Annotated in this window: 9 protein-coding genes; 7 read left to right on the top strand and 2 right to left on the bottom strand. The window is 60.7% G+C overall.

Going from position 1 to position 11,777, the window contains the following annotated elements:
* Positions 1-80 precede the first annotated feature (80 nt).
* The 3 genes from V9L13_RS04270 (at position 81) to V9L13_RS04260 (ending at position 2,728) form a co-directional block, all read left to right on the top strand.
* Entirely contained in the window at positions 81-1,487 is a 1,407-nt protein-coding gene (locus V9L13_RS04270) for an efflux transporter outer membrane subunit (RefSeq protein WP_338801594.1), read from the top strand.
* Between the two features lie 156 nt (positions 1,488-1,643).
* A complete protein-coding gene (locus V9L13_RS04265; protein WP_003224200.1) occupies positions 1,644-2,249 on the top strand; it encodes an SCO family protein in 606 nt (201 codons plus the stop codon).
* A complete protein-coding gene (locus V9L13_RS04260) occupies positions 2,249-2,728 on the top strand; it encodes a copper chaperone PCu(A)C (RefSeq protein WP_338801593.1) in 480 nt (159 codons plus the stop codon). Before V9L13_RS04265 ends, V9L13_RS04260 begins: the two co-directional genes overlap by 1 nt.
* A 65-nt stretch (positions 2,729-2,793) precedes the next feature.
* On the opposite strand, the gene V9L13_RS04255 is transcribed toward V9L13_RS04260, so the two are convergent.
* Positions 2,794-3,414: a hypothetical protein gene (locus tag V9L13_RS04255; RefSeq protein ID WP_338801592.1), complete on the bottom strand. Its 621-nt coding sequence runs from the start codon at positions 3,412-3,414 to the stop codon at positions 2,794-2,796.
* Between the two features lie 281 nt (positions 3,415-3,695).
* Between V9L13_RS04255 and V9L13_RS04250 the strand changes: the two genes are divergently transcribed.
* From V9L13_RS04250 to V9L13_RS04240, 3 genes are all read left to right on the top strand, one after another.
* A complete protein-coding gene (locus V9L13_RS04250) occupies positions 3,696-4,070 on the top strand; it encodes a hypothetical protein (RefSeq protein ID WP_103485036.1) in 375 nt (124 codons plus the stop codon).
* Positions 4,067-4,264, top strand: coding sequence for a helix-turn-helix transcriptional regulator (locus tag V9L13_RS04245; RefSeq protein WP_003224191.1), 198 nt, complete (start codon positions 4,067-4,069; stop codon positions 4,262-4,264). Before V9L13_RS04250 ends, V9L13_RS04245 begins: the two co-directional genes overlap by 4 nt.
* Positions 4,265-4,593: 329 nt before the next feature.
* A complete protein-coding gene (locus V9L13_RS04240; protein ID WP_338801591.1) occupies positions 4,594-6,804 on the top strand; it encodes an LTA synthase family protein in 2,211 nt (736 codons plus the stop codon).
* A gap of 127 nt (positions 6,805-6,931) precedes the next feature.
* Here the strand turns inward: V9L13_RS04240 and V9L13_RS04235 are convergent, their stop codons facing one another.
* Positions 6,932-8,968, bottom strand: a complete 2,037-nt coding sequence (locus tag V9L13_RS04235) for a TonB-dependent receptor (protein ID WP_338801590.1) — start codon at positions 8,966-8,968, stop codon at positions 6,932-6,934.
* A 336-nt stretch (positions 8,969-9,304) separates the two neighbouring features.
* Here V9L13_RS04235 and katG point away from each other — a divergent pair, with 336 nt between their 5' ends.
* A complete protein-coding gene (katG, locus tag V9L13_RS04230) occupies positions 9,305-11,575 on the top strand; it encodes a catalase/peroxidase HPI (RefSeq protein WP_338801589.1) in 2,271 nt (756 codons plus the stop codon).
* The last annotated feature ends 202 nt before the right edge of the window (positions 11,576-11,777 follow it).

Below are 11,777 nucleotides of genomic sequence, written 5' to 3'. Positions count from 1 at the left end.
GGGGTCATGGTTCAGCGGTGTTCGATAGTGGTGTGGGGACTCAGTCCCCGGCACGTGTTTTTTCTGCATGAGAGCGTCCGATGTTGCGCATTTCCCTGCTGTCCTTCGCCGTCCTGCTCGCCGGTTGTTCGTTGATTCCCGAGTACCAGCGCCCTGCCTCACCGAGCGCGGCGCAGTATCCGCAAGGCACCGTTTACCCGGCACCGACTCAGGCTGCACCGCGTACTGAAGACTGGCGCACCTTGTTCAACGACCCGGCGCTGCAACAGTTGATCGAAAGCGCATTAGTGAACAATCGCGATCTGCGGGTGGCGGCGCTGAACGTCGAGGCGTTCCAGGCGCAGTACCGGATTCAGCGTGCCGATTTACTGCCGGCGGTGTCGGCCACTGCCAGCGAATCGCGCCAGCGCATGCCGCCCAGCGTGACCCGCGGCAAAGCGCTGATCAATTCCACTTACGCGGTGAATCTGGGCGTCAGTGCCTATGAACTGGATTTTTTCGGCCGGGTGCGCAGCCTCAGTGAGCAGGCGTTGCAAACCTGGCTGGCGACCGAGCAGGCGCGGCGCAGTGCCGAGCTGAGTCTGGTGGCCAACGTCGCCAACGCCTACCTGACCTGGCGCGCCGATCAGGAGCTGCTCGAGCTGAGCCGCCAGACCCTGGCCGCCGATGAGCAAAGTCTGCGCCTGACCACGCGCAACCGTGACGCTGGCAAGTCCTCGGCGCTGGAACAGGCGCAGGCGCAAACCAGCGTCGACAGTTCGCGGGCCAATCTGGCGCGTTATAAACGCCAGGTGGCGCAGGATCTGAACAGCCTGACGCTGCTGGTCGGCGCTCAGATCCCCGAGAAACTGCCGGCGCGGCCACTGTCCAGCGATCTGGTGCAACAACTGCCGGCCGGGTTGCCGTCGGATCTGCTGCAACGACGCCCGGACATTCTTCAGGCCGAGTACAAACTGAAGGCGGCCAACGCCAATATCGGCGCGGCGCGGGCGGCGTTTTTCCCCAGCGTCAGCCTGACCGCCAGCGCCGGCACCTCCAGCCGCGACCTCTCCGGACTGTTCAGCGGCGGATCGGGGGGCTGGACTTTCCAGCCACAAATCAACCTGCCGATTTTCAATGCTGGCAGCTTGCGCGCGAGTCTGGATTACTCGAAGTTGCAGAAAGACGTGGCGGTTGCCGAATACGAGAAATCGATTCAAACCGCGTTTCAGGAAGTCGCCGATGGCTTGGCGGCGCGCAGCACTTATCAGCAGCAATTGCAGGCGCAGCGCGACCTGGTGCAGGCCACTCAGGACTACTACAACCTGGCACAGCACCGTTATCAGAATGGCGTCGACAGCAGTCTGGTGTTTCTCGATGCGCAACGTTCACTGTTCAGTTCGCAACAGGGTCTGATCACTGACCGGCTGGCGCAACTGGTGGCCGAGGTCAATCTGTACACCGCGCTGGGCGGCGGCTGGCGGGCCGATGAGGCCAGTGTTCAGTAGGCACTCGTCACTTTTTCTTACACCTTTTGTCGCCAGATCCTGCGCCGCACGGCGATCCGTGGCCGGGGTCTGCCTTCAGTTTGGTATCATGCGCCGCTTTTACGGTTAACCCCCCGCCAGTCCTGCCGACTGACGGGCTGCAAAAGGCGGTATTAGATGACGGCTTTGTTGACTCGCCGCAAGGTGCTTGCGGGAATGGGCGTGCTGGGCCTGGGCCTGCTCGCCGGCTGCGACACCCGTGGCCAACTGTCGTACAAGTACGGCAAGGACCTGAGTGACAAGATCCTCGGACGCACCTTCAAGCTGAAGAACACCGACGGCGAAACCATGACGCTGTCGAGCTTTCGCGGGATGATGCCGATGATCTTCTTCGGCTTCACCCAATGCCCGGCGGTGTGCCCGACCACCCTCGCCCGCGCCGCGCAAATCAAGAAGCTGATGGGCAAGGACGGCGACCGTCTGCAGGTGATCTTCATCACCCTCGACCCGGAACGCGACACGCCGCAGATCCTCGACGCCTACGTCAAAGCCTTCGACCCGAGCTTCGTCGCGCTGTACGGCACGCTGGAAGAAACCCAGGCCACCGCCAAGGAATTCGACGTGTTCTTCGAGAAAGTGCCGGCGGGCGACACCTACACCATCTCCCACACGTCCACCAGTTACGTCTATGACTCGCGCGGCCAGTTGCGCCTGGGTCTGTCTGTATCGCTTTCGGCACAAGAGTGCACGGAAGATTTGCTCACCGTTATGGAGGTCTGCTGATGCACCCCGTTTTGAACAACATCAAACGCGCCGTTTTCGCTGTGTCGCTGCTGGGCCTGGCTTTTCAGGCCAGCGCTCAGACCAGGGTCGACGACGCCTGGGTGCGTGCGACCGTGCCGACCCAATCGGCCAGCGGTGCGTTCATGACCGTCACCGCTGAGAGCGACAGCAAACTGCTGAGCGTTGCCTCGCCAGTGGCCAAAGATGTGCAGATCCATGAAATGAGCATGAAGAACGACGTGATGAGCATGGGCCCGGTCAAATCGGTCGACCTGCCGGCCGGCAAAGCGGTCACCTTCGACCCGAACGGCTACCACGTAATGCTGATGGGCCTGACCGGCCAGCTCAACGAAGGCGAAAGCGTGCCGCTGACCCTGACCGTGGAAAACGCCAAGGGCGAGAAAGAAACCGTCGAAGTCAAAGCTGAAGTCCGTGCGCTGACGCACATGGAAGGTCACGATCACAGCAAGATGCATTGATCTGACTTTGCGGCAATAAAAAGGGGCGGCCTGATCGATGATCAGGCCGCCCCTTTTTTTGCGCGTTACGCGTCTCGCGCAATCGCCAGCGAATCACTGTCCTGCTTGTTCAAATCCAACTGTGCAGTCATTCGAGGATTTCGCGCCAGCAACCGCTTGATCCTGCCCCGCGATGCTTGACGTAAATAGCGCTTGCTCAACTTCTCCAGGTGCAGGTCCAGACCACTGACCAGAAGCATTTTGCGTTTGGCGCTCTCGGCCTTCAGCAGGTAGTAGACGACCAATCCCGCCGGCGCGCCCCACCAGTTGAAGAACGCCCCCGCCACTGCCGAGGTCGCCAGGCAGGCAACATACGGGAGGCTGACCGGGATGCGATGAATGAATTCTTCGTGAAGCATTTTCCCCTCCGACAGCGGCGTGAGGCGACCCTCGCAGTGGTTGAACACACAGACCGCGCTCTTGCGTTCGCCACCCGGCAGGCAACCGTAGAGCACCGAGATCTCTTCGCCCCGCTTGACCGGCAGATGCTTGTTGAACAGATCCAGCGGCAGATCACCCTGTGCAGTCCTGACCCAATACCGATCCTGATACTCGCCGGCAGGCATCAAAAACCGTTCATGGCGAACCATCGTTCCTCTGAAATCACCGAACTCGATGACGACCTTTCCACTTGTGAACGCCTGCATGGCTATACCGAACTGAAACTGATCTGGGTTTCGTGGTGAACCTCGCCGTTGACCAAGGTCACGACCGTTCGTTGTTCGCCTTTAGGGGTGTCACGCATGTCGATTCCTTGAGCATTCCACGTCGGACGACGTGCAGAGGGAAAATCCGTTGGGCTCGAATGCTACTGAGTGGCCATTAGGCTGTCCAGAAACAACCCGGTCGAGGTTTATGGAAAGCTTGCTTTACATAAGGAAAAATTTTAGCAAGTATGTAAAGGGTCTTTTACATAGGAAGTTGAAGAATGAACCGGTACTACCTTGAAATGGGCACAGCGTTGATCCTCTATATGCTGGTGTTGATGGCCTCAGTGATCGCTACGCAATACCTGACGGATGCCAACATGATTCTGCGTTCAGCCGTCGCGCTGACACCGATTATCCCGGCAGGATTGATGTGCTGGAGCATCGTGCGCAACATGCGGCGCATGGACGAAATGCATCTGCGTATACAGTTCGAAGCGCTGGGATTTGCCTTCGCCGCCTCGGCGCTGCTGACCTTCAGTTACGGTTTTCTGGAAAACGTCGGCGCCCCACACATACCGTGGACTTGCGTGTGGCCCGTGATGGGCGCCATGTGGATTCTCGGCCTGCAAATCGCGCGACGTCGCTACCAATGAAAAATCGCCTCAAGGCACTCCGCGCCGAGCGCAACTGGTCGCAGGTCGATCTGGCTGAACGCCTCAAGGTGTCGCGCCAGACGATCAACGCCATCGAAAACGAGCGTTATGACCCTAGCCTGCCACTGGCGTTTCAGATTGCCCGGGCGTTCGAGTTACCGATTGAAAGCATCTTCGACGACGGTTTGAACTGAGCGCCGAATTGGCTGACGGTGGGCGATGCCTCAGAGTTGTCAGCTGTCGGCATCGCCATGCGCTTCTTCGATTCCAGCTGCCGTCGTGGTGTGGCTTTCATACAGTGCTAGCGACTTCCTTAAACAGCCTGAAACAATAAATCTGCCGTCGACAGCAGCGCGCCCATTCGCCGCTATCGGGCTGACACGAACGCCGGTCATGGCTTCAGGCCCTTTACCGCGCTTGCGAGAGCAGATCAGCCGCGTGTTTAAAAGGGCGATCAGACAGCCCACCCTTGGTATCATCGCGCACACTTTTATGACGGTTTGATGGCTGGAAGGTCTTTTTTGTGAGCGTTCTTTTGCGTTGGTTGCGGCAACCGCATGCCCGCCTGTTTTCCTTGATTCTGCTGGTGCTGATCGTGCCGGTGTGCCTGCGCGCAGTGTTGGGCTGGTCGTCGCCGCTGGGCTATTTGTCCGACCTGGCCATTGGCAGTTTGTTGGTGGTGTCGCTGCATCGTCGCGCGTGGTGGCTGGCGTTGCCGTTGCTGCTGTTCTGGGGGTTGCTGGCGGTGGCGACGGCCGAATTGGTCAGTGCTGTCGGCCGGCTGCCGAATCCTACCGACCTGCATTACCTGATTGACCCGCAGTTCGTGGAAAACTCCACCGGTGGCGGTTTCGCCCACCCGGCGTTGGGCGTTGCCCTGCTGCTGGCGCTGCTGCTCTGGTTGCTGACGCGTTTCGCCAATCGCGCGCAACCCGCTGCTGCCCTGCCCCGTGCCGTGTGGGTCGCACCGGCGCTGCTGTTCGCCGCGCATTGGGCCATGCAAAACCAGTGGCCGAGCGAAGAAGACCCATGGCGCATGTACAACCTGCCGCATCAATTGCTCGCCGCGCAAGTGGCCGATCTGCAGTTGCAGGCCGAGGAATGGCTGGACGGTGACGTCGAACCCGCCGCGCCACAGATGGCCGGGCTGACCGATCTGGATCTCAATGGCCACAAGCTGCTGGCCGCGCCGGGTCTGGCGCGCAATGTGCTGATCATCGCCCTGGAAGGCATTCCCGGCGCTTACATCCGCGCCAATCGCGAGGCCATCGGCAGTCATTATCAGGAAGACCTGATGCCCAATCTCAGCCGCTGGGCCGAGCGCGGCATGAACACCCCGGATTACGTGCTGCATACGCACCAGACCATTCGCGGCCTGTACGCCATGCTCTGTGGCGATTACGACAAGCTCAACAACGGCACGCCCAAAGGCGTTGAAATGCTCACCCAGCAGGAGCGCAATCAGGCCTGCCTGCCGGCGCAACTGCGGCAGAACGGCTTCAGCACCCACTATCTGCAAGGCGCCGGTCTGCGTTTCATGGCCAAAGACAAGATCATGCCGCACATCGGTTTCGATGCGACCCATGGTCTGGAATGGTTCACCAACGCCAACTATCTGGAATTCCCGTGGGGCAAGGATGACAAGGCGTTCTTCGAAGGCGCGCTGGACTACGTTGGCCAACTGAAGAAGCAGAAGCAACCGTGGATGCTCACCCTGTTGACCGTCGGCACCCACCAGCCCTACTCCGCACCGGAAGAATATCTGGCGCGTTACGAAACGCCGAAGCAGGCCGCTGTCGGTTACCTCGATGATGCACTGGAGCAGTTCCTAAGCGGTCTCGAACGCCAGGGCGTGCTCAAGGACACGCTGGTGGTGATCACCTCGGACGAATCCCACGGCATTGACGGCGTGCGTCTGGCGTCGTCGTGGGGCTTCAACCTGACGCTGGCGCCTGAGCATGAGCAACTGCCGCGACTGAATGCCGGGGTGTACGGTCATGTCGATCTGAGCGCGTCGATCCTCGACTATTTCGATCTGCCGGTGCCGTCGGCGCTGAGCGGCCGTTCGCTGTTTCGCGATTACGACAGCGGGCGCGAAATCATGTCCTACACCAACGGCAAACTGCGCTACCACAACGGCCAGGGAATCTTTTCCGAGTGCGACATGCCGCGCCGTTGTCGCTACTACGAAAGCGCCGGTTTCATTGCCGAGCGCGCCACCTTCAAGGGTACCGAAAGCAGCCAGCAGGCCCGCCAGATAGCCGCGCGGGCCATGGCGCTGGACCTGTCGCTGCTGCGCACCCCGCTCAATCAACGTTACCAGTTCGGCAGCAACAACGTGATCCCGCTGCAGGCGCAGATCAACGATGACTGGGCCGACAACCTGATCGGTGCGCAATACCTGGAAATGCCCAAGGGCTCGCACACCCGCGTGCGCCTGACCGTGCGCTCGGTGGATCCGCAGCAGGCGGCGTATATTCAGCTCAAGGCCAAGGAGTTCGAACAGGACGTGCAACTGGGGCTGCCGACCGAGATGGTTGCCACGGCCGATCAGCCGCTGGAGATGGATTTCAGCTTCGACAACCCGCAACCGCGCAAGGCCTTTTCGTTCCACTTGCTGGGCTATGGACTGGGTGCGGTCGAGGTCACGGACTTCAGCGTGATTACCGAGTTGCCGGGGCAGGAAGATCCGCTGGATGCGCTGCCGGATGATGACACTGCGCAATCGAGCTGATGCCCCCCGTGTAGGAGCTGCCGCAGGCTGCGATCTTTTGATTTTGTTTTTTCAAGATCAAGATCAAGATCAATAGATCGCAGCCTGCGGCAGCTCCTACAGGGGGAAGTGTTAACAGGTCAACTAATCAGAACGTCGTACGCAACCCCACCTGAATGCTGCGCCCTTCTGCCGGTGCAATATCGCGCAGGATCGAACTGGCGTAACGCACGGTCTGGTTGGTCAGGTTCTCGGCGTCGACAAAGGCCAGCCATTTGCTCTGGCCGACATCGAAGTGATACCCCACATTCGCCCCCAGCGTGGTGTAGCCATCGGTGCTGCTTTCGTTGGTCGGCACACGATGCTGCGAGCTGGCATGTTCGATATCGATCCGCGCCTGCCAGCGATCCAGTTCCCACAGCAAACCGCTGTTCAAGCGCAGCGGCGCAATGCGCGGCAGATCCTGACCGTTGTCGAGATTCTTGGCGCGGGTGTAATCGCCCGACAGCTCCAGCGCGAACTTGCCGTAGGCATTTTCGCCAAGCGTCCAGCGATCCTGCGCCTCGATGCCGCTGAAACGTGCACGCACGCCCGAGTAGGTGTATTCGGGAATCCCGCCGGCGTCCTCTTCGCCTTCGTCATTCAGTGTGCGGCCAGTGCCGAGCAAGCCGATGTAGTTGGAGAAGTGGCTGTAGAACACGCCGACACTGCCCTTGTGCGTGCCGTTGTCAAAGCGTAATGCGAGGTCGCTGGACACGGCTTTTTCTTTCGACAGCCCGGCATCGCCGACTTCATAGGTGCCGGTCGCGACATGGGCGCCGTTGGCGTACAGCTCATAGAAGGTCGGTGCACGCTCGGTGTAGCCGAGTGTCGCGGCGACCGACCAGATCGGCGTCAGCGTGTAGACCGCGCCGGACGACAGGCTGCCGGCGGTGAAACGGTTGGAGCGGTCGGCGTTGGCAAAGCGCTCGTTGCCTTTGGCGTCCGGGTCGACCGTGGTGTGTTCGAGTCGGCCGCCGAGGGTGAACAGCAGACGCTCGGTGGCTTGCAACTCTTCCAGAATGAACAGTGCGCCAGCGTCGGTATCGGTGTGCGGCACAAAGGCCTCTTCGCCCAGCGCTGAGAATTCGTTGCGGCTGACCTGGGCGCCGATCACCCCGTTGAACGGTCCCAGCGGCTGATGCCGGGCCTCGACCCGTGCTTCGTAACCCTTGTTCTTGAACGTGGTACCAACCTCGCCGCCCTCGATTTCCCGATGCTGGTAATCGGTGTAGCCGGCGTCGAGCTTGATCGAGCTGAACGGCCCGTCGAGATTGCGCATTTCCGAGGCGAATGCGTAATGCTCCTGCTGCATGCGGATGCGCACGTCGTCTTCGGCGGGCGAGCCGTAGTTCGAATCGTAATTGCTGTAGGACAGACCGGCGTAGCCGTCATCCCAGGTGTAGGAACCGCCGACGGCGCCACCGTCCTGACGGCCGTCGCTGTTGGCCAGCCGATGTTTGCGCGAGTCGCTGTCGTCGTTGGCGCGTGCCGCGCCGGTCTTGGCATAGCCGGGAATCTTCAGGTCATTGAACTCACGGGCGCTGGCGTCCAGGTGCAAGGCGAACTGACCATTACCGGCCTCCAGTTTCCCGGCGCTGCTGCGGGTGGTGTCGGCGCCGCCGTAGCGCAACTCGCCGGCACCGTGAATGCCGTCGATGGCTTCGGTGGGGATGCGGTTATCGAAGGTGTTGACCACCCCGCCAATCGCACTGCCGCCATACAGCAACGCTGCCGGGCCACGGACGATTTCAATGCGCTCGACGTTGACCGGGTCCAGTGGCACCGCGTGGTCGTACGACAGCGACGAGGCGTCCAGCGCGCCGACACCGTTACGCAAGATGCGAATGCGATCACCATCCTGACCGCGAATGATCGGCCGACTCGCGCCGGGGCCGAAGTACGACGAGGACACGCCGGGCTGCTTGTTCAGGGTCTCTCCCAGACTGCCTTTCTGTTGAAACGTAAGGTCGTCGCCGCTGAGGACGGTCGAGGGCGATGCCAGAGTCTGGCTGCCCAAAGGGTTGCCGGTGATGACTTGCGGTTGCAACTCGAGCGGCTCGGCGGCGAACACCGGTGAGGCGATCAGCAGCGCGGCAGCCAGCGGAGTCAGGCGTCGTTGAAGGGGTTGGGAACGGGCAGGCATTTCAGAACTTCCGTGAGCAGAAAAGTGAGAATCGCTGCCGGCGTGTTGCAAACAATACCGGCAGAAACAGAATGAAATCTTTTTTATGTTATACAATAACATTTCTTTCTGTCATCACGATTCTTCCAATTCGTTTTGCAGCAAGCGCTCAAGCACGCGGATTTCAGGCCTGATTCAGGGAATCAGGCCGCCTGGGCAATAGCTCAAAGACGCTGAAAGACTGCGCCTATCAGCCTCCAATAGTCGGCCTATTAGCTGGTTGCCCGAGTCGGGTCTAGCCTTACTACTCCGAAGTCGGCACGAGCCGGCCGTACAAGACCTGATAAGGACTCGAACATGGCAAATGAATCGAAATGCCCGTTCAACCACGCCGCCGGTGGTGGTACGACGAACCGTGACTGGTGGCCGAATCAACTGAATCTGAAGATCCTCAGCCAGCACTCGCCCAAGTCCGATCCGCTGGGCAAGGACTTCGACTACGCCAAAGCCTTCCAGAGCCTGGACTTCCAGGCCCTGAAACAAGACCTGCGCGCGCTGATGACCGACTCCCAGGACTGGTGGCCCGCCGACTTCGGCCACTACGGCCCGCTGTTCATCCGCATGGCCTGGCACAGCGCCGGCACCTATCGCACCGCCGATGGCCGCGGAGGCGCCGGCTCCGGGCAACAGCGTTTCGCCCCGCTCAACAGCTGGCCGGACAACGTCAGCCTCGACAAAGCCCGCCGACTGCTATGGCCGATCAAACAGAAATACGGTCGCAATATTTCCTGGGCTGACCTGATCGTACTCACCGGCAACGTCGCGCTGGAATCCATGGGCTTCAAGACTTTCGGCTTCTCCGGCGGACGTCCCGATGTCTGGGAACCGGACGAAGACGTTTATTGGGGTTCGGAACACGAATGGCTCGGTGGCGACAGCCGCTACGGCAAGGACAAATCCGCCATGCAGGAGCCCGGTGACGGCACGCTGGTGGCCGAGCCGGATTTGCACGGCAAAGAGGAAAGCCGCACCGATCAGGGCGAACGCAATCTGGAGAACCCGCTCGCCGCGGTGCAGATGGGCCTGATTTATGTGAACCCGGAAGGCCCCGAGGGCAACCCGGATCCGGTGGCTTCGGGTCGCGATATCCGCGAAACCTTTGGCCGCATGGCGATGAACGACGAAGAAACCGTGGCGCTGATCGCTGGCGGTCACGCTTTCGGCAAGACCCACGGTGCCGGCCCTGCCGACAATGTCGGGCCTGAGCCGGAAGCGGCCGGTCTGGAAGAACAAGGCCTCGGCTGGCGCAACGCATTCGGCACCGGCAAAGGCGCCGACACCATCACCAGCGGCCTGGAAGTGACCTGGACCACCACCCCGACCCAGTGGAGCAACAACTACCTGGAAAACCTGTTCGGTTTCGAGTGGGAACTGTTCAAAAGCCCGGCCGGTGCGCATCAGTGGAAACCAAAAAACGGCGCGGGGGCCGGCACCGTTCCCCATGCGCACGATCCGAGCAAAAAGCTCTCGCCGACCATGCTCACCTCCGACCTGGCGCTGCGCTTCGACCCGATCTACGAGCCGATCGCCCGACGTTTCCTGGCCAACCCGGATCAACTGGCGGACGCTTTCGCCCGCGCCTGGTACAAGCTGATCCACCGTGACATGGGTCCGCTGTCGCGCTACCTCGGCCCGGAACTGCCCAACGAAGAACTGCTGTGGCAAGACCCGATTCCTGAAGCCACTCACCCGCTGATCGACAGCAACGATGCGGCGGCGCTGAAAAGCAAGGTGCTAGCGTCGGGGCTTTCCGTCTCGGAGCTGGTTTCGACGGCGTGGGCCGCCGCATCGACCTTCCGTGGTTCCGATAAACGTGGCGGCGCCAACGGTGGCCGTCTGCGTCTGGCCCCGCAGAAATTCTGGCAGGCCAACCAGCCGGAGCAACTGGACAAGGTGCTGAAGACCCTTGAGGGCATTCAGAACGAGTTCAACGCCGGCTCATCCGGCAAGAAAGTTTCACTGGCAGACCTGATCGTGCTGGCGGGTAACGCCGGGGTCGAACAAGCGGCGAAAAACGCCGGACACTCGGTTTCTGTGCCGTTCAATCCAGGCCGCACCGATGCGACTCAGGAGCAAACCGACGTCGAGTCGTTTGGTTTCCTCGAACCGATTGCCGATGGTTTCCGTAACTACAGCAAGGGTAAATACACCGTTTCCGCCGAAGCGCTGCTGATCGACAAGGCGCAACTGCTCACTCTCTCCGCGCCGGAAATGACCGTTCTGGTCGGTGGTCTGCGGGTATTGGGGGCGAACGTCGGGCAACGCCAGCATGGCGTGTTCACATCGCGCCCTGAAACGCTTAGCAACGACTTCTTCAACAACCTGCTGGACATGGGCGTGGAGTGGAAACCGACCTCTCCGGCAGCGGACGAGTTCGAAGGGCGCGACCGTAAAACCGGCAGCGTGAAGTGGACGGCGACGCGGGTTGATCTGGTGTTTGGTTCCAACGCGATCCTGCGTGCGCTGGCCGAGGTGTATGCGAGTTCTGACGCGAAGGAACAGTTCGTCAAAGACTTCGTGGCGGCGTGGGCCAAGGTGATGGATCTGGATCGGTTTGATCTGAAGTAACGCAATAACCCTGTAGGAGCTGCGGCACGCTGCGATCTTTTGATCCTGATTCAAACAACCAGAATCAAAAGATCGCAGCCTCGTTGCACTCGACAGCTCCTACAGGGGTTTGTGCACGACGCAAATAACTGTGGGAGCGGGCTTGCTCGCGAATGCGGTGTACCAGTCGACATCTCCGTGTCTGACACACCGCTTTCGCGAG

It is taken from the genome of Pseudomonas sp. RSB 5.4, from assembly GCF_037126175.1.
GTDB classification, from domain to species: domain Bacteria; phylum Pseudomonadota; class Gammaproteobacteria; order Pseudomonadales; family Pseudomonadaceae; genus Aquipseudomonas; species Aquipseudomonas fluorescens_H.
This window is presented reverse-complemented; position numbering and strand designations above follow the sequence as displayed.

Bases quoted from the DNA above. Each gene is read 5' to 3' on its own strand.
- V9L13_RS04270 (WP_338801594.1), top strand. From the start codon at position 81: ATGTTGCGCATTTCCCTGCTGTCCTTCGCCGTCCTGCTCGCCGGTTGT.
- V9L13_RS04265 (WP_003224200.1), top strand. From the start codon at position 1,644: ATGACGGCTTTGTTGACTCGCCGCAAGGTGCTTGCGGGAATGGGCGTG.
- V9L13_RS04260 (WP_338801593.1), top strand. From the start codon at position 2,249: ATGCACCCCGTTTTGAACAACATCAAACGCGCCGTTTTCGCTGTGTCG.
- V9L13_RS04255 (WP_338801592.1), bottom strand. From the start codon at position 3,414: ATGCAGGCGTTCACAAGTGGAAAGGTCGTCATCGAGTTCGGTGATTTC.
- V9L13_RS04250 (WP_103485036.1), top strand. From the start codon at position 3,696: ATGAACCGGTACTACCTTGAAATGGGCACAGCGTTGATCCTCTATATG.
- V9L13_RS04245 (WP_003224191.1), top strand. From the start codon at position 4,067: ATGAAAAATCGCCTCAAGGCACTCCGCGCCGAGCGCAACTGGTCGCAG.
- V9L13_RS04235 (WP_338801590.1), bottom strand. From the start codon at position 8,968: ATGCCTGCCCGTTCCCAACCCCTTCAACGACGCCTGACTCCGCTGGCT.
- katG (WP_338801589.1), top strand. From the start codon at position 9,305: ATGGCAAATGAATCGAAATGCCCGTTCAACCACGCCGCCGGTGGTGGT.